Below are 20,508 nucleotides of genomic sequence, written 5' to 3' on the forward strand. Positions count from 1 at the left end.
ATTGAAACCTGGCGAGGTCGATGTCGCTTTCGCCTAGAGCATGCTGCGAAAAAGTGGCAACGGGTTTTCGCATCGAGCATGCTCTCAACTATGAGAGTCGATCACGTTTTCGGCGTTTGGACGATTTCGTCCAAACGCAGCGTGATCTAAGCAGCCCAGCGCACGATATCGATCAGCACCTTCGACAACGCCTGATTGAGCGCATGGGCGGCAGCGGCACCGTCGACGGCGCCGACAGGTACCTTGGCCGAGAACAGTTTGGCGCGCTGAATGTGCCCGGTCCGGTCCCCGACCAGCTTCGCCGTGATTTCGACGACGGCACTGTTCGTCGCAGCGTCGATATTGAAGCTGCGGATGTCGGTGTTGAGCTGCAAATCGGGAACGATCCGTTCTCCCGGCCGCGAGACCGACGCGATGCGGCTGCCGTTCTCGAAGGTCTGGATCAACCGTGCCTGCACGAGCTTCGGAACGCTGTCGGCCCATTGCGTGCCGCCGAGGAACGACAGCGCGCCGGCAGAGTCCCGGACAATCATGCGATCGGAATCGAGGGTCTGGACGGTCGTCGGCTCGTTGACGACAAGAGTTGCGCGCGCGCCCCCGATCCGACCGAAATCGCGCGGCGCAGAGAGGTCGTAGGTGGTCGGCGTCGCGCCGCCGCCGCAACCGCTCAGCGTGAGCGAGACGGCCAGGACAAGAGCGGCGATCGGCGTGAAGCCAGGTTCTGGCGCAAGGCGGGACGACATCGGCATCTGACTAACGCGATCCGCTATACTGGGGAAGCGGCGGGCGGCCGCCGAAGATGAACTGCTGCGGATTGCGCTCGATATTGCGCAGCGTCCGGTTGAAATCCGTCAGCGTCCGGCGGCCTTCGGCTGCCAGGTTCTCGATGTCGCGCAAGCCCGGCCCGGTAAAGCGGTTGATTCCGGTCGTGATCTCGGCGGTGCGCTTGTCGAGGTTCTCGGCAAGGGTGCGGATCGAGCGCGCAGCATTGCCGACCTCGGCCAGCGCCCCCTGCCCGTCCCCGGAATTCAGGAAACCCTGCGCAGCCTTGAGCACGCCCTCGACCTGATCAGCCGCCTTGTTGAGCTTTTCGCTAATCGAGGCGACATCCTTCACCACCTTGCCGACATCCTCGCTGTTGTCGCCCAATGCGGCGGTGAACTTGTCGACATTGGCAACGATGTTCGCGACCTTGCGCTGGTCGACGGATTTCACAACCTCGGTCAGTTCATCACTCAGGCTGCCGAGCTTCTGCGAGAGCGGGGAAATGGTATCGGCAATCTGGCCGAAGCTGCTCATCAGCTTGTCGACGCCGTCGGAATTGTTGCCGAGCGCGGCGGAGAATTTCTCGACATTCCTGACCGTGTTGCTGATCGACCCGGCATTGTCCTTGACGAGCCCCTCTATGCCGCCGAGCACCTCGTCGGCCCGCTTGGCGATCGTGCGCACCGTTTCGAGAATGTCCTGGAACTCGGACCGTTCGGCAATGATCGTCGGCAGGCTCTGGCCAGGCTGCGGCTTCAGCACGGGGGAATCCGGGTCGCCCCCCAGCAACTGCACGGCGACGACGCCTGCGAGCCCCTGAGCCTCGATCCGGGCCCGGGTGTCGACCCTGAGTGGCGTGCTGTTGTCGACCTGAACGACAGCGTAAATCCGGCGAGGATCGTCCGGCAGCAATTCGATGCGGGTGACCTCGCCAACGCGCAGGCCATTGAAAAGCACGCTGGAACCGCGCCCCAGCCCGGTGACGGTGCCGCTGAAGACGATCCGGACATCCTGCCGGCGGCCGGCCAGACCACTGTTGAACCAGTAGACGAAGCCGAACATCGCCGCGAGAACCGCGAGCGTGAAGAGACCGACCAGTGCGTAGTTCGCTCGCGATTCCATTAGCGCAACGTTAGAGCAGGATTCTGCAAGGGGCGAAGCAGCTTTCGGGCAACATTCTCCTCCAACGCGTCAATCGAGGCCGGGTTTCGCGGCCGTGATAGCGTATCGAACTCGCCTCACGACCTTCTCAGGTCAGCGGTGAGGCGAGCCTGGGCTCGCTCGCCACCAAAATACGCCTTCAGCCAGGGGTGATCGGAGGCCAGCATCGTTGCGAGCGGCCCGACCGCGATGACGCGCTTGTCCGCCAGCGCGGCGATCCGGTCACAGGCCGAATACAGGCTGTCGAGATCATGCGTCACCATGAAGACGGTGAGGCCGAGCGTTTCCTTCAGCGTCATGATCAGTTGGTCGAATTCGGCAGCGCCGATCGGATCGAGGCCCGAGGTCGGCTCGTCCAGGAAGACGATCTCGGGATCAAGCGCCAGCGCCCGCGCGAGCGCGGCGCGCTTGATCATGCCGCCTGAAAGCTCGGAAGGCGCCTTGTCGGCCGCGTCGGGCCTGAGACCGACCATCTCGAGCTTGAGCATCGCCATCTCGTCGAGCAGCGCGGGCGACAGCTTCAGGTACTCCCGCATCGGCACCTGGATGTTCTGCTTGACGCTGAGCGCCGAGAACAGCGCGCCGTGCTGGAACATGACGCCAAAGCGCCGCTCCAGGGTGCGTCGCGCCGCCCCTTCGAGATCGTCGACATTCTCGCCGAAGACCTCGATCGTGCCCCGCTGCTTGCGCACGAGGCCGAGGATCGTCCGGGTGAGGACGGATTTTCCCGTGCCGGAACCACCGACGAAGCCCAGGATCTCGCCGCGCATGACGTCGAGATCGAGGCCGTCCATGATCACCTTGTCCCCGAAGGCGACCTTCAGATTACGCACCTTGATGACAGGCTCCGGCGCGTCCTGATTGCTCCCGGACGGTTCGGCCACGCCATGCAACAGCGGATATCCCGACGACTGGCTCCAGTTTGCGCTCATGCCCGCCCCACCGCCCTCAAAACTCGATGGATGCAAAGAACATGGCGAAGAGCCCGTCCACCAGGATGACCATGAAGATCGCCTTCACCACCGAGGCCGTGACCTGACGGCCGAGCGACTCGGCCGAGCCCTGGACGGCGAGACCTTCGATCGAGGCGATCAGACCGATGACGAAGGCCATGAAGGGAGCCTTGATCAGCCCTACGGCGAAGTGCTTCCAGGTGATCACCGACTGCAGGCGCGCCAGGAAGGTATCGATGCCGATGCCGCCGTAGAGCCAGCTCACCAGCGCCGCGCCCGCCAGGCCGGCCATGGAGGAGATGAAGGTGAGGATCGGCAGCGAGATGATCAACGCGAGGATGCGCGGAACGACCAGGACCTCGATCGGATCGAGCCCCATCACCCGCAAGGCGTCGATTTCCTCGCGCATCTTCATCGAGCCGATCTCGGCGGTGAAGGCCGAGCCTGAACGGCCGGCAATCATGATCGAGGTGAGCAGTACTCCGAGCTCGCGCAGGATCAGGATGCCCGTCAAGTTGACGACGAAGGCCGAAGCGCCGAACTGCTGCAGCTGGAATATGCCCTGCTGGGCAACGATGCAGCCGACCAGAAACGAGATCAGCATGATGATCGGCGCGCCGTTGAAGGCGATCAGTTCGATCTGATTGACGAGCGGCGGTCCCCTGAACTTGCGCGGACCGAACATCACGCTGACGGAGCCGACCACCACCTCGCCCAGGAACATCGCTCCGCCGACCATGTCGCGCCCGAAGCGGACCATGGCCTCGCCGATATTCACCAGCACGCTGACAATGCCGAAATGATGGACTGTCGGCGGGACGGAGCAGTCGTGGATATTGACCTCGGCGAGCAGAACCGCATGCTCTGGTCGCCGGCTGACGAGCTCGACCGAGCCCCCGGCAGCCTCGCGCTGGTTCTTCAGGCGGTTGAGAACATAGGCGCCGAGCGTATCGAGCCGGATGATCGCGGAGAGATCGAGCGTGGCGCGCGACACCGAGGCGATGCGCTCGCCCATTTCAGCGATCAGTTCCTCGATGCGCGGCGCGCGCTCGGCGCTCCAGGAGCCGGTGAGCTCGATGGCGAGGCTACCTGCATCGTCGTGAAAGACGGCCTGGGGTTCGGCGGTGTCGAGGCTCGCCATGGTCTCCCTGATGTCCCTCGAACGGCCTCATCGGACCTCCGTCCGCGCGTGGCACCCTCTGCCAGGTCAGGCCCTATCCCCGAAACCTGTATCGCCGCGCCGGGCACGCTTGGCAAGCGTCGTCGCGCTGCATCGATGCCGCCGCAAGCGCTCCCACCCGGGGATCACCGCGCACCAGCCCTTTTGTGCATCGAAGCCGCTTTCGATGCCGCATGGCAGCACTTCCTTAATCAATTCTGTCGCACGGTTTTCGTCGGATCATCACGACTGCCCGGCCCGAATCGGTCAGTCCTCCCCGAGAGCAGGTTCGTCATGGGCGACGCGCGTTCGCTGACACCGCTGAGCGAGACCGACTACGAGGCTATCGCCGCGGCAGTGATGGAGACCGCGCGTGGGCGCTGGTTCATGGCCGAGCACGCCAAGCGAAACCGGCAGGCAGACACCGCTCAGGTGCTGGCCGCCATCGACAGGCTGCAGTATGCCATGGGCGTCTCCACCGCTCCGGCTTCGAGCGGGCCGGATGTGAGCGAGGCCATCGCGCTGATCATGGATCTGCGCAGCGATCTGGAACGGATCAGCGGCAAGGCCGGCGAGCCGTCTTCGCGCCTCGCTGCACGGATCGAGACCGCGGCCGGCAGCATCATCGGCGCAACGGAGAGCATCCAGGAGGCTGCCTGGGGCCTGCGCGAGAGCGGCGCGGCGGAAGTGATGTGCGACCTGCTCGATCGGCGGGCGACGGAAATCTATGCGGCAAGCGCCGTTGTCGAGGGCACCGCGCAGCAGATCGGCAAGATCGCCGACACGATTGCGATGCTCGACAGCAGCCTGCGGGCCATCGCCGGCAGCATGCATGTCGCCCCCGACACCAGCCGGATCACGGCGGCCCCGATGCCCGCCAAGACGCTTGATCTGCGCGAAGCCGTTCCGCTCTCGACCTATGACGACATCGAGATCGTCGAGATCGACGACAAGCCGCGCTCCACCCTGCACGAGACCCCGCGCATCCGAACGAGAGCCACCAATCACCGGCGGCTCAGCACGGTTCAGATGATGGAGGAAGACCTCGTCTTCGCGGAAGCCCCCGAGGTTGCGGTCACAGGGCCTGCGCCGAAGCCCAGGGGCGCTGCGACGACGTCGGAGGTCGAGTTGCGCAAGATCGATGCGCTCCCGGTGGACGAGAAGCTCGCCTTCTTCGCCTGATCAGCCGAGTTTCGCGACAAAACTGTCCATCTTTCCGGGGTTCAGCAGGCCGTAGGGATCGACCTCGTGCTTGAAGCCGAGCTGGTCGGCATCGGCGCGCTTGTGGCGGCTGCCGCCTTCGAGCGAGACGACATGCGGGTTCGCGATCATCACGCCCGCCTCCTCATGCAGCGCGATGATCTCGTTCAGCCGCTCCGGAGTCGTGTAGCGCAGGATCGGCAGGGCACTCGCGGTCACACGTCCGCCGAAGCGGATGAATTCGTGATGAGGCAGCACCTCGTCCGGGAAGCGCGCGATCATCTCGTGGGCGCTCGCGACCAGCCGGTCATGCGGGAACAGGCACTGTAGATAGGTGATCGAGCGATCGCTCTTCAGCCATTGCAGCGTCGTGTGGTTCCAGGTGTACTCATAGAGCGGCACCGTGCCCGGCCCCTCCTCCGAGGGCGCCTCATAGGTCACCGTTCCGCGCGCACCGATGATCGCCTTGAACGGGCCGAGCGAAGCCTCCGCGATCATGCAGATCAGGATGCTCTTGCCTGCGGGGCAATGCTGCTTCAACGCGCCGAAATAAGACGGAATCGGCGATGAGATCGGCGTCACCAGCTTCTTGACCACACCGTCCGCCAGCGCGACGTCATAGCCGGCCTGAAACGCCTCCATGTAATCGTCGAAGGCGACGATGACGTCGATCCACGGCCAGGCCGGTGCCAGTGGCATTTCAAGCGCGGTGATGATGCCCGTCGTGCCGTAGGCTCGGTTGACCTTCTGGGCCGCGTCGTCGCGCAGTTCGAGAATGCGCGGCTCCGCCTCCACCGTGACGACGCGGGCCGCCAGGATATTGCCCGGTTCGCGCAAGCCACCATAGGTCACGGAGCCAACGCCGCCCGAGCCGCCCGCGACGAAGCCGCCGACAGTCGCCGACCGTTTGGTCGAGGGATGCATGCGCAATTCGTAGCCGGACGGCCGGGTCGCCATGTCGATATCGAGCAACCTGGCGCCGGCCTGGACGCGGATCGCGCCGGGCTTCTGCCACTCGATCGCGGTCAGTGCAGTGATATCGAGCAGGACGCCGCCTTCGAGCGGCACGGCCTGACCGTAATTGCCGGTTCCGGCAGCACGCACCGTCAGCGGGATGCGTCGCCTGGCACAGGCCGCCGCAACGCGCACCACATCGGCCTCGTCGCGCGGACAGACGATGATGTCGGCCGACTTGTTCGCCAGTTCGGCATTGAGGATCGGCGAGTACCAGAAGAAGTCGCGCGAGCGCTTGCGCACGACCTGGGGCTCGTCGATCAGCGGGATGTCGGCGATGTCGGTCTTGAAGCCCGCGATATCGTAGCGCGCGGGCTGAACCGCCCTCGGCTTGCGGTCCGGCACGGCGTTCATGCTCAATTCTCCCGCTTCAGCGCGCTTTCATGCCAGCGCCGCAACAGCAGATGCGAAATCCAGCTCGTCACCAGGAAGATCGCGATGCCCGAGAGCGAGATCATGATCAGGGCGGCGAAGACCCGCGGAATCTTGAGCTGATAACCGGCCTCGAGGATGCGATAGGCGAGGCCCGACTCGCTTCCACCCGTTCCGGCAACGAACTCCGCCACCACCGCGCCGATCAGGGCAAGACCGCCGGAGATCTTCAGGCCCGCCAGGAAGTAAGGCAAAGCCGCCGGCAGTTTGAGATAGCGCATCGTCTGCCAGCGCGTCGCGCCATAGAGCTGGAAGAAGTTGATCAGGTTGTGATCGGCCGAATTCAGCCCGAGGATCGTGTTCGACAGGATCGGGAAGAAGGCGACGATCCAGGCGCAGATCAGCAGCGACAGGTTGATGTCGCCGGCCCAGATGATGATCAGCGGCGCGATCGCGACGATCGGCGTGACCTGGAGGACCACCGCATAGGGCAGGAGCGACATCTCCAGCCATTTCGACTGTGTGAAGAGCACGGCCAGCGTGACGCCGACGACCACGGCCGCGAAGAGCGCCATGAAGGTGATGCGCAGCGTGATCCAGAGCGAGCCCGAAAGCGTGCCCCAGTCGGCGATCAGCGTTTGCCCGATCAGCACCGGCCCAGGCAGGATATAGGGTGGGATTTCCTTCCAGCGGACGAGGAACTCCCACAGGCCAAGCGCCAGCACGCCAACCGCGATCGGCGCCAGGATGCGGGGCCAGGCGCTGGCGGGCAGGCCGAGGATGCGGGGTTCGGCCGCGAAGATCGGGCGCGCTTCCGCATCGGTCCCGTCATGGGGCACATGCGGCATGGTGGTATCCAGGGACGGCGCGCTCATGAGCCGATCGCCTCCTTGAGCTTGCCGGAAACGACACGGCACAGATGCGCGTAATCCGCCGAGGTGCGGAACAGCTCGTCGCGCGGATAGGGAGCATCGACGTCGAGATCGGCCATGACGCGCCCGGGGCGGGCCGCCATGACGACGATGCGCTTCGACAGATAAACCGACTCGAACACCGAATGCGTAACGAAGACGGCGGTGAACTTCGTCTTCCACCAGAGCTCGAGCAGATCGTCATTGAGCCGGTGACGCGTGATCTCGTCCAGCGCCGCGAAAGGCTCGTCCATGAGCAGGATCTTTGGCCGCATCACCAGCGCGCGGGCGATCGAGACGCGCATCTTCATGCCGCCGGAGAGCTCGCGCGGATAGGATTTCTCGAAGCCCTTCAACCCGACCAGCGCCAGCATCTCGGCCGAGCGTGCCTCGGCCTCGCGCTTCGGCACATGCTTGAGGATGAGCGGCATCATCACGTTGGACAGGGCATTCACCCAGGGCATCAATGTCGGGTCCTGGAAGACGAAGCCGAGATCGCGCTCCGGCTTGCCGGAGGCGTCATGGCTCGTCGTCGGCCAGTCGATCGTGCCCGTCGATGGCGCGCCCAGGCCCGCGATCATCCGCAGCAAGGTCGACTTGCCGCAGCCCGAGGGGCCGAGCAGGCTGATGAATTCGCCCGTGCCAAGGTCGAGATTGACGTCGCGCACGGCCAATGTGCCGTTGGCGAACTGCTTCGAGACATGCCGGACTGAAACGAGCGGCTTGGCGCCGCTGCCTTCGACATGAGGTCTGCTCAGATAGGCTGTGTCCAAAGCCTGATGATCCATCTTGCTGCTGTCGAACGTCTTCCGGCCATCCCGGACGGATCGGCGCCGCCGCGCCGACCCGGGGTCCATGAAGGGCGGAAGCCGCCTACGCCTTGCCGACGCCCTTGTTGATGAACTCAAGGCTATAGGCCTTCTTGATGTCGATGCCAGCAGGGAAGACGCCCGCTTCCGTCATCATCTTGTAGAAATCGGCCCAGCGGGCATCGGTCATCGCGCCGATGCCAAGCGTCAGCGCATCGCCCGAGAGCACGATGCCGTTCTCGTTCATGACCTGGCGGGCATAGGCGAGCTTCTCGCCGTCCATGTCGGGATTGTCCTTGAGGATCAGCGCGTTGGCCGCCTCGATCGCTGGGCCGCCCTTCATGTATTCGGCCCAGCCCTCGAGAGTGGCGGTGACGAAGCGCTGCACCACATCCTTCTTCTCGGCGACCATCTTCTTCGAGATGTTGATGGTCGTGTTGTAGTTGCCGAAGCCGGAATCGGCGAGCAGGTGCACGACCGGGTTCACCCCGGCCTTGCGGATCGCGAAGGGCTCGGAGGACAGGAAGCCCTGCTGCGAGATCGTCTTGTCCGCCAGGAAGGGCGCCATGTTGAAAGTGTAGGGCCTGATCTGCTCGTCGGTGAAACCGAATTTCGCCTTCAGGAAGGGCCAGAAGCTGGTGCGTCCGCCGGCGCCGACCAGGATCGGCTTGCCCTTGAGGGCAGCCAGCGTGTCGTTGCCTTGGCCTGGATGCGAGATCAGGACCTGCGGATCCTTCTGGAAGATCGAGGCGATGCAGATGAAGGGCAGGTTCTCCTGCGCATAGCGGATTGCTTCGAACGAGTTCGACATGATCATGTCGACCCGGCCACCCAGCAGGAGCTGCGACGGGTTCTGCTGCGGGCCGCCCATGCGGATGTCGGCGTCGATGCCGTATTTCTTGTAGATGCCGTTGGCGAGGGCGAGATAGAAGCCGCCATGTTCGCCCTGGGCCCGCCAGTTCGTCTGGTAGCTGACCTTGTCCAGCGTCTGGGCGCTGACCCTGGCTCCGGGAACCGGGATCAGGGCGGAAGCGGCCGAGCCGCCGATCAGGCCGAGCGCAGCGCGACGGCTCACGCGATACTTCATCGTCATGGAACGGACCTCCAGGAACAGGCTAGCCAGCGGCGTCCGCGCCGCGCTGTGGCCACCAGCGAGCAACATATATGCCACGCTGGCAGGCGCGCTGGAAATCCGGCATCGCATTATTACGCACAGAGATCGGGCATTTGCCCAATTCCTCGCCAGAACTGCAACGCCCGAATTGATCAACAGCCGCGACGGCGCCATGCGGCGGCGCGGCTTCCTCCGCCCTCACTTCCGGCTATGGTGACGCCGTCCACGGAAATCCGAGATCAGCATGACCAGCCCTGCCCTCTCCGCACTTCGCGCCGAACTCGCAGATCTGACCATCTATGACGACGCGCCGTCGCTCAGGATGCACAGCCGCGACTTCTTCTGGTTCTCGCCCGTGCTGAAGCCGGATCTCGAGGGCAAGCAGGCTGAGCTCGTGATCCTGCCGAAGACCAAGGACGAGGTTCGTCGCGTCGCCTCGGCCTGCGCGCGCCATCGCGTGCCGCTGACGGTTCGCGGCGGCGGCACCGGCAATTACGGCCAGGCCGTGCCGCTCGAAGGCGGCGTCGTGCTCAACCTGACCCGTTTCAACCGCGTGGTCTCGACCACGCTCGGCGCGGGCCGGTTCGAGGCCGGCGCGAACATGCTCGATATCGACAAGGCACTTGCCCCGCTCGGGCAGGAGTTGCGCATGCATCCCTCGACCCGGGCACAGGCAACGCTCGGCGGCTTCATCGCCGGCGGAGCTGCCGGCGCCGGTTCCTGCACCTGGGGGCAGATCGACAATCCAGGCGCGGTCATCGCTGTCGAAGTCATGACCGTCGAGCCCGAGCCACGGCTGATCGAGCTGCGCGGCAAGGACATCCTCAAGGTCATGCACGCCTATGGCGTCAACGGCATCATCACCGAGGTCGAGGTGCCACTGGCGCCCGCCCATGCATGGGCGGAACGGATCGCGACCTTCGATACCTTGGGCCAGGCGGCCGCCTTCGGCCAGGCCTTCACCGAATGCGACGGCATCGCCAAGAAGCTGATCAGCATCCACGATCCGCGCATTGCCCCGTATTTGCGCCGGCTCGCCCCCTGGCTGGGCGAGAACAAGGCCTTTGCCATCCTGATGGTGTCCGAGCCGCAGGGCGACGAGCTCGACCGGTTGATTGCCGAGATGGGCGGGACGGTCACCTTTGTGCGCGGAGCGACGGAAGCCCGCGCCGCGGCGTTCGGAGAGCATCGCGAGAAGGGCGCACCCGGCCCGCTCTACGAATACACCTGGAACCACACCACGCTGCATGCGCTGAAGGTCGACCCCGACATCACCTATCTGCAGCTGCGCTTCCCGCCCGTCCGCAACCTTGAACTGCTGGCCTGGGCCGAGACGCATTTCCACGACGATGTGCTCTTCCACATCGAGTTCCAGCGCAGGCAGGGCAAGGTCTACCATTCCAGCCTGCCGCTGGTGCGCTTCACCACGGCCGAGCGCCTGCACGAGATCATGGCGCAGGCCGAAGCGGCAGGCATCCAGGCATCGAACCCCCATAGCTGGGTCCTGAACAATGCCGGCTGGAAAAAGGTCGATGCGCCGCAACCCGAGTTCAAGCGGATCGCCGATCCGCAAGGACTGATGAACCCTGGCAAGCTGTTGAACTGGCAAGCCGATGCCGCACAGGCGGCGGAATGACGAGCAGATAAGGACTGATTGAGCGATGAGCGCGCGTTTCTGGGGCGACCTGAAGACCACCGATTTCGAGGGGCTGTCGCCCGACAAGACCGTGGCGGTGCTGCCACTGGCGGCCATCGAGCAGCACGGGCCGCATCTGCCCGTCTCGGTCGACACCACCATCATGAATTCGATGCTGGCCGAGGCGATGCCGCTGGTGCCCGCCAATCTCGATGTGCTGGTGCTGCCGACGCTGCCGATCTGCAAGTCGAACGAGCATCTGCATTCGCCGGGCACGCTGACCCTGTCCTGGGAGAGCGCGACGCAGAGCTGGCTCGAGATCGGCGAAAGCGTACGGCGCGCCGGCCTGCGCAAGCTCGTCATCGTCACCTCGCATGGCGGCAATATCGACCCGATGAAGGTGGTCGCGCGCGAACTGCGTGTGCGCCACGGCATGCTGGCTGTCACCACCGCCTGGCGCGCCTTCGGTCTGCCCCAAGGCGTCTATGCCGATCTCGATTCCAATCACGGCATCCATGCCGGCGACATCGAGACCTCGCTGATGCTGCATTTCCGGCCGGATCTCGTCGACATGCGCAAGGCCGGACACTTCGAGCCAAGCACGATCAAGATGCAGGGCGAATATGCCTGGCTCCGGCCGACTGGCCTGCATGCGCATGCGTGGATGGCGCAGGACGTCAACCCCAGCGGCGCGGCAGGCGATGCCAGCCTGGCGACGGCCGAAAAGGGCAAGGCGACAGCTGCCCTTCAGGCGAAGGGTTTTGCCGAGCTGCTGGCAGACGTCGCCAAGTTCCCGCTCTCGCAACTTCACAAGGCGTCGTAACCGGCAGCCTCAATCGGGGTCGAGCAGGCGCGGTCCCGCGCCCTGCTCGCCCAGCCGGTCCCAGGGATTGTGCAGCGGGCAGCTCTTCACCGAGAGACAGCCGCAACCGATGCAGTCGGTCAGGTGGTCGCGCAGCCGCGTCAACCGATCGATCCGACGCTCCAGTTCGGCTTTCCAGACCGATGACAGGCGTGACCAATCCTCCACCGTCGGCGTGCGCTCCGATGGCAAGGCCTTGAAGGCGTCGCCGATGGTCTTCAGCGGGATGCCCGTGCGCTGCGCCACCTTGATGATCGCCACGCGCCGCAGAACCTCGCGCGGATAGCGGCGCTGATTTCCGCTGCTGCGCGCGCTTCGGATCAAGCCTTTCGCCTCATAAAAATGGATGGTGGAGACTGCGAGCCCGCTGCGCCTGGCCACCTCGCCGACGCTCATCTCCTCGAAGAAATGGGCGTGATCCGCTTTGCTCATCGGCGCTTGACCTTAACCTTGCTTGAGGTTTTATAACCCTGCGCTTCCGATGTGCAAGCAGCCTGGAGCGCGACAATGCACCGCCCGTTAGACCGCAGGATCCACCTCGCCCTGATTTATGGCAGCACCCGCGAGGGGCGGCTCTGCGATCGGGTGGCCAGCTGGGCGCTGTCGCAGATCGAAGGCGAAGGCCCCTTTGTCGTCGATGTCATCGATCCGCTGACGCTCGACCTGCCTAAGCGTCACCCGCGCGGCGAAACTCCCACGGTGCGCCTGCTCAGGGAGCGCATCGGGCGCGCCGATGGCTTCATCGTGGTGACGCCGGAATATAACCGCGGCTATCCGGCGCCGCTCAAGTTCCTGATCGATCTCGTCGGGGCGGAGTGGCGCGGCAAGCCGGTCGCCTTCGTGTCCTACGGCGGCGTCTCGGGCGGCTTGCGTGCCGTCGATCAGTTGCGCCAGGTCTTCAACGAATTGCACGCGGCCACGGTTCGCGACGTCGTCTGCTTTGCGCATGCCTGGTGCCAGTTCGACGAGATGGGGCAGCTATCGGATGCGACCAAGGCGGAGCAGGCGATGGCGACCATGCTGGCGCAATTGCACTGGTGGGCGACAGCCCTGCGTGATGCCCGGGAGAACGTTCCCTACGGCACATTCGCGGCTTGAACCGATCAGCAACCACCGACAACAATAGCCGGGAGAGGGGTCATCAAATGGCCCCTTTCAACCCGCATATTTTATAAGACGGCTAATGAAATTCAGCTAGATTGGCTGCGCTTCGCGAGGCCCTTGGCACCCCCGATTCGGAGACCACCGTACGAGATGAACGCAGTCGACAGCACCACCTCGGTCCTGATCCACCTTGCAGGGGCGGTGGCTCTGCTGATCTGGGCCGTGCGCCTGGTCAGAACGGGCGCCACGCGGGCTTTCGGCTCCTCCCTGCGGCAAGCGCTCGCACGCTTCACGCGCAACCGCTTCACGGCGCTGGCCAGTGGCGCCGCGGTGACGCTGGTGCTGCAAAGTTCGACGGCGACGACGCTGCTGCTCTCCTCCTTCGCGGGCCAATCGCTGATCACCCTGCCGATGGCGCTTGCCGTGCTGCTCGGCGCCAATATCGGCACGGCGCTCGCGGCCTTTCTCGTCTCGCTTGACCTTGGCTGGATCTGGGGGCTTTGCCTCGCCGTCGGCGTTGCGCTCTATCTCGCCAACGAGGCAATGGACCGGGCGCGCAATATCGGCCGTGTCCTGGTCGGCATCGGGCTCATCCTGCTCTCGCTCGTCGAGCTGAAATCCGCCGCCGCTCCGCTCGCGCAGTCTCCGACCTTCAAGCTGATTCTGCAGGCACTGGCCGGCGAGCCGGTCATCGCCGTGCTTGTGGCCGTCGCCGCGACCTGGCTGACCCATTCCAGCCTCGCCATCGTGCTGCTGATCGCCTCGTTCTGGTCGGGCGGGCTGCTCTCCCCGACCATGGCCGTGACACTGATCGTCGGAGCGAATCTCGGCAATGCTCTGGTCCCGGTCATCGACCAGCTCGGCGCCCCGATCGCGCAGCGCCGTGTCGCCGTTGCCAATCTGCTGACGCGCCTCGTCATTGCTGCCATCGTGATCCCGTTCGCCGGCCCGCTCGCCGGTTGGTTCTCTTCCCTTTCGCTCCATCCCGGACGGCTCGCGGTCGAACTGCATCTGGCGCTCAACATCGCCGGCGGGCTGCTGTTCCTGCCCTTCATCACGCCGATTTCCGACCTCGTCCTGCGGCTCATGCCGAGCGCGCCGACAAACGAGCGCGTGATCCGCCCGCTCTATCTCGACCCGGGCGTGCTCGACAGCCCGTCGGAAGCGCTTGCCTGTGCGATGCGCGAGACGCTCCATCTCGGCGACCGTGTGGGCGAGATGCTGAAGGACACGCTGACCTTGCTGGATGGCGATCAGATCAAGCTCTCCCGCGAGATTTCGGAGGCCGATGACGGCGTCGACACGATCCACGAGGCGATCAAGCTCTATCTGGTACGCCTGTCCCGGTCCGAGCTGAGCACGGAGGAAAGCCGCCGTCTGCTCGAAATCATCACGCTGAACACCAACCTCGAGCATATCGGCGACGTCATCGACAAGAACCTCCGGGAACTGGCCGAGAAGAAGATCCGCAAGGGCTATCGCTTCTCGGCAGAGGGGCTTGCCGAGATCAGCGCACTGCATGCGCGGGTGTCCCACAGCCTGCGTCTGGCCTTGAACGTCCTCGCGACACGCGACATCGCATTGGCGCGCCAACTCTTCGATGAGAAGGCCGTGATGCGTTCCGCCGAGCGCCGTGCGACCGAAAGCCACTATGAGCGGCTGCGCAGCGGCGTGCCGGAATCGATCGAGACGAGCTCGATCCATCTCGACGTGCTGCGCGATCTCAAGCGCATCCACGGGCACATCACATCGATCGCCTATCCCATCCTCGAGACGGCCGGCGAATTGCGGGAGAGCCGCCTGAGGCATCGCGAAGCGTCCGCCGCCGAGGCTGATTTCGATCTCGGCATGGTGCCGCAACCCAAGGGCTGAGCCCCTCGGGAGCCCTCGCGGACATATAGTCCAAAGGCGTAGGTCTTTGGGAGGCCGCGAGAGTTTCTCCTTGATCTCAATTCAGGGTCGGCATTGATCAACGCGGAGTGCTGTCGACTTCACAAAATAGAACTGGCCGCTGGCGAGCGGGAGAACGCATGATGAGCTGCGTTGCAACTGTCCGGAGACACTCATGCGGCTTCAACTCCTCCGCAATGCCACGCTCAAGCTTGTCTATGCGGGCAGGACGTTCCTGATCGACCCTGATTTCGGCCCCATGCACGGCCGCCCTTCTTTCACGGGCAAATCCGCAAACCCGATGGTCGAGCTGCCCGAGCCGATCGAGAGCATTCTCGCTGGTGTCGACCAGGTGATCGTATCGCACCTGCATTCCGACCACTTCGACAGCGTCGCGAAGGAGCGCATTCCCAAATACCTGCCGCTGACCTGTCGCCCCGGCGACGAGGACAGGATCGTGGAGGCGGGTTTCCAGTCGGTCACGCCCGTGGAGTGCTTCCAACGGATCGGCCCGATTATCCTGAAGCGCGTCCCGGCGCAGCATGGCAGCGGAGCCGTCGTCGAGAAGATGGGACCGGTGATGGGCTTCAGCCTGGAAGCGCCGGGCGAGCCGACGCTCTATTGGTGCGGGGACAGCATTCTCTATCCGCCGTTGCTCGAAGCGGTTTCAGCGACCGCGCCGGATGTGATCGTCACCCATTCCTGCGGCGCACTCTGGGACAACACCCTGATCGTGATGGACGACGCACAGACGCTGGCACTCTGCGAAGCAGCCCCCGAGGCCATCGTCATTGCGACCCATATGGAAGCGCTCGACCATGCGAGCGTCAGCCGGGCGGCCCTGCGCAAGGCCGCGGAACAGCGCGGTATCGGGCCAGAGCGCCTGTTGATCCCCGATGACGGCGAAACCATCGAAATCAGGGAGCCCGCGCGGGTTTGACCGCGCGGCGCTGGGTTACTCCCCCGCTTTGGCGGCCTTGGCGTAGATGTCGCGATAGCTGTCGCGCAGCAGGTTCTTCTGGACCTTGCCCATGGTGTTGCGCGGCAGTTCGGGCACGATGAAGACATGCTTCGGCAGCTTGAACTTGGCGAGGCGCTGGTCGAGCGCCTTCGAGATCGACGCGGCGGTGATCTCGGCTCCGGGCTTGACCACGACCACGGCCGTCACCCCCTCGCCGAAATCGGGATGGGGACAACCGATGACCGCGCTCTCGATCACGCCCGGCATCTCGTCGATCTCGGTCTCGACTTCCTTCGGATAGACGTTGTAGCCGCCGGTGATGATCAGGTCCTTGCCGCGCCCGACGATATGGACATAGCCGGCGTGGTCGATCTTGCCGAGGTCGCCGGTGATGAAGAAGCCATCGTTGCGGAACTCGGCCTTGGTTTTCTCCGGATTGCGCCAGTACCCCTTGAAGACGTTCGGGCCCTTGACCTCGATCATGCCGATCTCGTCGGCACCAAGCGTCCTGCCGGTTTCCGGATCGGTGACGCGCGCACTTACGCCCGGCAGCGGGAAACCGACCGTGCCGGCAACACGCTCGCCCTCATAGGGGTTGGAGGTGTTCATATTGGTCTCGGTCATGCCGTAGCGCTCGAGGATCGCGTGGCCGGTACGGTCGCGCCATTCGCGATGCGTCTCGGCGAGCAGCGGCGCCGAACCGGAGACGAAGAGGCGCATATGCCGGGTCGCGTCCTTGTTCAGGCGCGGATCCTGCAGCAGCCGGACATAGAAGGTCGGCACGCCCATCATGCAGGTCGCCTGCGGCAGGTATTTCATGATCTGCTCGGGATCGAATTTCGGCAGCAGGATCATCGAGGCGCCGGCAAAGAGCACGACATTGGTCGCGACGAAGAGGCCATGCGTATGGAAGATCGGCAGCGCATGCAGCAGCCGGTCGTCCTTGCTGAAGCGCCAGTAGTCGACGAGCGCGAGCGCATTCGAGGCCAGATTGTCATGGCTCAGCATCGCGCCCTTGGAACGCCCGGTCGTCCCCGAGGTGTAGAGGATCGCGGCCAAGTCGTCCGGGCCACGCGCGACATCGGCAAATTCTGCGGAAGCGCTGGCAGCCTTGTCGAAGAGCGTCCCTGTCGCGACACCGAGCGTTTCCAACCTGGCGCCGGCTTTCTCGGCATAAGGCTGCAGGGCCTCGGCCCTGGCGGGGTCGCACACGAAGACCGCAGGCTCGGCATCTCCAAGGAAATACTCGATCTCCGCTGGGGTGTAGGCCGTATTCAGCGGCAGGAAGACGGCGCCGGCGCGGATCGTGCCGAGATAGAGCATCAGCGCCTCGATGCTCTTTTCCACCTGAACGGCAACGCGGTCGCCCGGCTTCACGCCAAGCGCCACCAGAGTATTGGCGAAGCGGGCGGATACCGCGACCATCTCGCCATAGCTGTAGCGACGGCCGTCATCGAGAAGCGCGAAGGGAGCGTTCGGCGCAGGAATTCGCGCAGTGACGAGGGCGAACAGATGATTGGCCATGACAGGTCTCGAGTTTTCGTTCAGGCGGAGGCAGGACGTAGCAGCTTACGGACGGCGGACGAAGCGACGACGGTGTTGCGGCTGGCGAAAGCCTCGTGATTGGCTTCGATATCGCCGAGATCGTAGCGGTAATTGACCATCACGCCGTGCGATTCGTGCAACCCCCGGGCCGAGAGATTGCCGCTGACATTGATGCGCTCCAGCCTTGCACCATTGCCGAGATGGAAGCGTGCAACAGGGTCGATGACGCGCCCGGACGACGCGCGGGCGCGCAGCAGATAATGCGCCGCCATCTGGCCGAGCAGCTTGTCGCGTCGCGCCCTCTCCGGCTCGTCGAGCGCGATGGTCTCGCCGAGCGGGCGGGCAAGCTCCGAGAGCTCCTCATTGGTGAGCGGCGGGTCACCGGGCTCGGCGACGACGCCCGCAAGCCAGCGCGCAAAACCGGGAACGGGCGAGAGCGTGACGAAGGTGTCCAGCCCAGGCAGCTCGCGCTTCAGGTCCTCGGCGACCTGTTTGATCAGGAAATTGCCGAATGAAATGCCACGCAGCCCCTCCTGGCAGTTCGAGATCGAATAGAACACCGCCGTCGACGCATTCTGGGCCGGGAGGACCTCGCGCTCCTCACTCAGGACTTCAGCAATGCTGCGCGGGATCGCGCCCGTCAGCGCAACCTCGACGAAGATCAGCGGCTCATCGACAAGCTGCGGATGAAAGAAGGCGAAACAGCGCCTGTCTGCCGGTTCGAGCCTGCGGCGCAGATCGTCCCAGCCCTGGATCTCGTGCACCGCCTCGTAGCGGATCACCTTCTCCAGCACATTGGCCGGCGTATGCCAGTCAATGCGGCGCAGCACCAGGAAGCCGCGATTGAACCAGGAGCCGAAGAGATGCCGGAAATCGGTGTCGACCGGCTTCAGCGCCGGCTCGGCCTCGATGGCCTCGAACAGCGCCTCCCGCATGCGGACCAGCACATGGGTGCCGCCGGGCGCGAGGTTGAGGCGGCGGAAGAGTTCCTGCCGGCGCGGCTCGGAGGCAATGTGCAGCGCTGCGATCGCAGCCGCGTCCGGCTCATTCTGGTAGCGCGCGATGGCGGCGCTCAACTTCTCCTGATCCGGACCGAAGCGATCCTGGAGCAAGCGGAAGAAACTGAGGCGCCCGGGCGGATCGAGCCGTTCCCACTGGTCGAGAACGGCCTGCGCCAATGCCATGCCGGAGGCCTCACCGCGCCCTGACAACAGATCCTCGCAGAGCCGGTCAAGCGACCGGTTGCGGTTCCCGGCGAAGCGCTCAAGGCCGATCAGCGCGCGGCCACGGTCCGCCACGCTCGTGAGGAGTTCGCCCAGAAACGCCATGTCCATCCCCGTCTCCGCTGCCCTCGTGATGCGATCCTATACGAGTTTTGCTGCGCCGAAATGAAAGGCCTGTCCTGGCTGGAGCATCGGCCCGAAAAGTGGATCGCGGTTTTCGGAAAAGCCGATGCAAACATAGAACCTAGGTATCGGACCGGATACGATATCCGGTTCGATGACCTAGCGGAGCAGGCTCCATGCCTTCAGGAAGAAGTCAGGCGCGCCGAAATTTCCGGACTTCAGTGCAACAGCCATAACAGGGCTGCCGACGACGCGGGTCCACGGCACACCGGGATCGATCTCAGGCCCAATCTCGAGCGTCTGGATGCCGAGCCCCTGGACAACGGCGCCCGAGGTCTCGCCGCCGGCGACGAGCAGGCGCGTGACACCGCCCTTGGCCAGCAGGCGCGCTGTTTCAGCGAAAGCCTGCTCGACGATCTCACCGGCCTTGTCGCGGCCGAGCTGCCCCTGGATCGCGGCGACTTCGGCCGGGTCATCGCTGGAATAGACGAGAAAGGGGCGATCGGCCGGTTGCGCCAACGCCCAATCCGCCAGGATCTGCGCCGTCTGCTCGCCTGTGGCCAGAGCCAGCGGGTCGACCTTCAGCGCGGGATAACCGACGTCAAGCGCCGCCTTGATCTGGCCGCGCGTGGCGGTGGAGCAGCTGCCCGAGATAATGCCGGCCCGCCCCTCGGGCGCCTCGAGCTGCGCCGCGATATCGCGATCCGGCAACAGCCCTGCCTTGCGGAAGTTCTGCGGCAGCCCCATCGCGATGCCGGAGCCGCCGGTCAGCAGTACCGCTCCATCGACCGCGGCGCCCAGCACCATCAGGTCGTCATTGGTGAGCGCGTCGGTCACGACATAGCGCACGCCCTGCCCCGCCAGTTCCGCCAACCGGGTCTTGACCGCATCGGGCCCAGCCAGAACCGTGCTGTATCCGATATGGCCGACCGGGGTCTCGGTCTGCGCCGCCATCAGGCGCATCAGGTTTGAATCCCGCATCGGCGTCAGCGGATGGTCCTTCATCGAGCTCTCATGCAGGGGCACGGAGCCGACGAAGAGATAGCCCTGATAGATCGAGCGGCCATTCGCCGGAAAGGCCGGGCAAATGATGACGCTCTCTGCACCGAGCCGACGCATCAGGGCGTCCGCCACGGGGCCGATATTGCCATGCGGGGTCGAGTCGAAGGTCGAGCAATATTTGAACAGGATCTGGCGCGCGCCGGCGGCGAGAAGCGCCTCGCAGGCGGCGAGCGACTGCGCCACCGCTTCCGAAACCGGATTGGTGCGCGATTTCAACGCGACGACAACCGCATCGGCCTCCGGCAATGTTGCATTGGCCGATGGCGCGCCGATCACCTGAACCGTCCGCATTCCGGCCCGGTTCAGCATCAGGGCGACGTCGGTCGCACCCGTCATGTCGTCGGCAATCACACCCAGAAGCATTCGTCCCATTCCCTGTTTCCAGCGCATACAAACCGCGCCTGACACCCGTATCCGTCCGGCGCAGGCATAGCAGAGATCACGCCCTGCGCGCGCGTTGCCCGGACATGCCGGCCTCAGCCAGAAGCGGAGAGCTTGGCCGCCAACTTGCATACAAGCTGAACCGCACCCCGGGAACAACACCCACGCAAGAATGATGCAGCGCATGATCGACGGCCGCCGAAACTTGCGCCAACTTGGTGCTGAACGGGACCAACCCGGGAGGCTCTTCGCTTTCGGATTCT

At 64.6% G+C, this 20,508-nt stretch carries 18 protein-coding genes; 6 read left to right on the forward strand and 12 right to left on the reverse strand.

Annotated elements, in window-relative coordinates; genetic code table 11:
* Window positions 1–146 precede the first annotated feature (146 nt).
* The 4 genes from AB4099_RS16375 to AB4099_RS16390 form a co-directional block, all read right to left on the reverse strand.
* Window positions 147–743, reverse strand: a complete 597-nt coding sequence (locus AB4099_RS16375; RefSeq protein WP_113515618.1) for an ABC-type transport auxiliary lipoprotein family protein — start codon at window positions 741–743, stop codon at window positions 147–149.
* A gap of 10 nt (window positions 744–753) precedes the next feature.
* Window positions 754–1,887: an MlaD family protein gene (locus tag AB4099_RS16380; protein ID WP_113515577.1), complete on the reverse strand. Its 1,134-nt coding sequence runs from the start codon at window positions 1,885–1,887 to the stop codon at window positions 754–756.
* A gap of 116 nt (window positions 1,888–2,003) precedes the next feature.
* Window positions 2,004–2,858 (reverse strand): ABC transporter ATP-binding protein, encoded by an 855-nt coding sequence (locus tag AB4099_RS16385; protein ID WP_113515576.1) that lies wholly within the window; start codon window positions 2,856–2,858, stop codon window positions 2,004–2,006.
* Between the two features lie 16 nt (window positions 2,859–2,874).
* Entirely contained in the window at window positions 2,875–4,020 is a 1,146-nt protein-coding gene (locus AB4099_RS16390) for an MlaE family lipid ABC transporter permease subunit (RefSeq protein WP_113515575.1), read from the reverse strand.
* A gap of 312 nt (window positions 4,021–4,332) precedes the next feature.
* Here AB4099_RS16390 and AB4099_RS16395 point away from each other — a divergent pair, with 312 nt between their 5' ends.
* A complete protein-coding gene (locus tag AB4099_RS16395) occupies window positions 4,333–5,220 on the forward strand; it encodes a hypothetical protein (protein WP_113515574.1) in 888 nt (295 codons plus the stop codon).
* Here AB4099_RS16395 and AB4099_RS16400 read toward each other — a convergent pair whose 3' ends face one another.
* The 4 genes from AB4099_RS16400 to AB4099_RS16415 form a co-directional block, all read right to left on the reverse strand.
* Window positions 5,221–6,606, reverse strand: coding sequence for an FAD-binding oxidoreductase (locus AB4099_RS16400; RefSeq protein ID WP_441478823.1), 1,386 nt, complete (start codon window positions 6,604–6,606; stop codon window positions 5,221–5,223).
* A 2-nt stretch (window positions 6,607–6,608) separates the two neighbouring features.
* On the reverse strand, window positions 6,609–7,499 hold the full coding sequence (locus AB4099_RS16405; protein ID WP_084651136.1) for an ABC transporter permease: 891 nt from the start codon (window positions 7,497–7,499) through the stop codon (window positions 6,609–6,611).
* Window positions 7,496–8,308, reverse strand: coding sequence for an ABC transporter ATP-binding protein (locus tag AB4099_RS16410; RefSeq protein WP_441478824.1), 813 nt, complete (start codon window positions 8,306–8,308; stop codon window positions 7,496–7,498). The genes AB4099_RS16405 and AB4099_RS16410 overlap by 4 nt, the downstream gene beginning before the upstream one ends.
* Before the next feature lie 100 nt (window positions 8,309–8,408).
* On the reverse strand, window positions 8,409–9,437 hold the full coding sequence (locus tag AB4099_RS16415; protein WP_113515616.1) for an ABC transporter substrate-binding protein: 1,029 nt from the start codon (window positions 9,435–9,437) through the stop codon (window positions 8,409–8,411).
* A 265-nt stretch (window positions 9,438–9,702) separates the two neighbouring features.
* Here AB4099_RS16415 and AB4099_RS16420 point away from each other — a divergent pair, with 265 nt between their 5' ends.
* Window positions 9,703–11,094: an FAD-binding oxidoreductase gene (locus AB4099_RS16420; protein ID WP_441478825.1), complete on the forward strand. Its 1,392-nt coding sequence runs from the start codon at window positions 9,703–9,705 to the stop codon at window positions 11,092–11,094.
* A 25-nt stretch (window positions 11,095–11,119) separates the two neighbouring features.
* On the forward strand, window positions 11,120–11,917 hold the full coding sequence (locus tag AB4099_RS16425; RefSeq protein ID WP_441478826.1) for a creatininase family protein: 798 nt from the start codon (window positions 11,120–11,122) through the stop codon (window positions 11,915–11,917).
* Between the two features lie 9 nt (window positions 11,918–11,926).
* Here AB4099_RS16425 and soxR read toward each other — a convergent pair whose 3' ends face one another.
* A complete protein-coding gene (soxR, locus tag AB4099_RS16430) occupies window positions 11,927–12,388 on the reverse strand; it encodes a redox-sensitive transcriptional activator SoxR (RefSeq protein WP_043241328.1) in 462 nt (153 codons plus the stop codon).
* 75 nt (window positions 12,389–12,463) lie between these two features.
* On the opposite strand from soxR, the gene AB4099_RS16435 reads away from it, so the two are divergent.
* The 3 genes from AB4099_RS16435 to AB4099_RS16445 all read left to right on the forward strand — a co-directional run bounded on the left by AB4099_RS16435 (window position 12,464) and on the right by AB4099_RS16445 (window position 15,890).
* On the forward strand, window positions 12,464–13,054 hold the full coding sequence (locus AB4099_RS16435; protein WP_113515569.1) for an NADPH-dependent FMN reductase: 591 nt from the start codon (window positions 12,464–12,466) through the stop codon (window positions 13,052–13,054).
* A 156-nt stretch (window positions 13,055–13,210) separates the two neighbouring features.
* A complete protein-coding gene (locus tag AB4099_RS16440; protein ID WP_441478827.1) occupies window positions 13,211–14,932 on the forward strand; it encodes a Na/Pi cotransporter family protein in 1,722 nt (573 codons plus the stop codon).
* Window positions 14,933–15,125: 193 nt separating this feature from the next.
* Complete coding sequence (locus AB4099_RS16445) at window positions 15,126–15,890, forward strand: MBL fold metallo-hydrolase (protein WP_441478828.1); 765 nt, start codon at window positions 15,126–15,128, stop codon at window positions 15,888–15,890.
* A gap of 15 nt (window positions 15,891–15,905) precedes the next feature.
* On the opposite strand, the gene AB4099_RS16450 is transcribed toward AB4099_RS16445, so the two are convergent.
* The 3 genes from AB4099_RS16450 to otnK form a co-directional block, all read right to left on the reverse strand.
* Window positions 15,906–17,435, reverse strand: coding sequence for a malonate--CoA ligase (locus tag AB4099_RS16450; RefSeq protein WP_441478829.1), 1,530 nt, complete (start codon window positions 17,433–17,435; stop codon window positions 15,906–15,908).
* A gap of 20 nt (window positions 17,436–17,455) precedes the next feature.
* Window positions 17,456–18,790 carry a malonyl-CoA decarboxylase gene (locus AB4099_RS16455; RefSeq protein ID WP_441478830.1) on the reverse strand — a complete coding sequence of 445 codons (1,335 nt, stop codon included), beginning with the start codon at window positions 18,788–18,790 and terminating at the stop codon, window positions 17,456–17,458.
* A 171-nt stretch (window positions 18,791–18,961) separates the two neighbouring features.
* Window positions 18,962–20,236 carry a 3-oxo-tetronate kinase gene (otnK, locus tag AB4099_RS16460; protein ID WP_441478831.1) on the reverse strand — a complete coding sequence of 425 codons (1,275 nt, stop codon included), beginning with the start codon at window positions 20,234–20,236 and terminating at the stop codon, window positions 18,962–18,964.
* Window positions 20,237–20,508 lie beyond the last annotated feature (272 nt).

Source organism: Allobosea sp. 2KB_26, assembly GCF_052115715.1.
GTDB lineage: Bacteria > Pseudomonadota > Alphaproteobacteria > Rhizobiales > Beijerinckiaceae > Allobosea.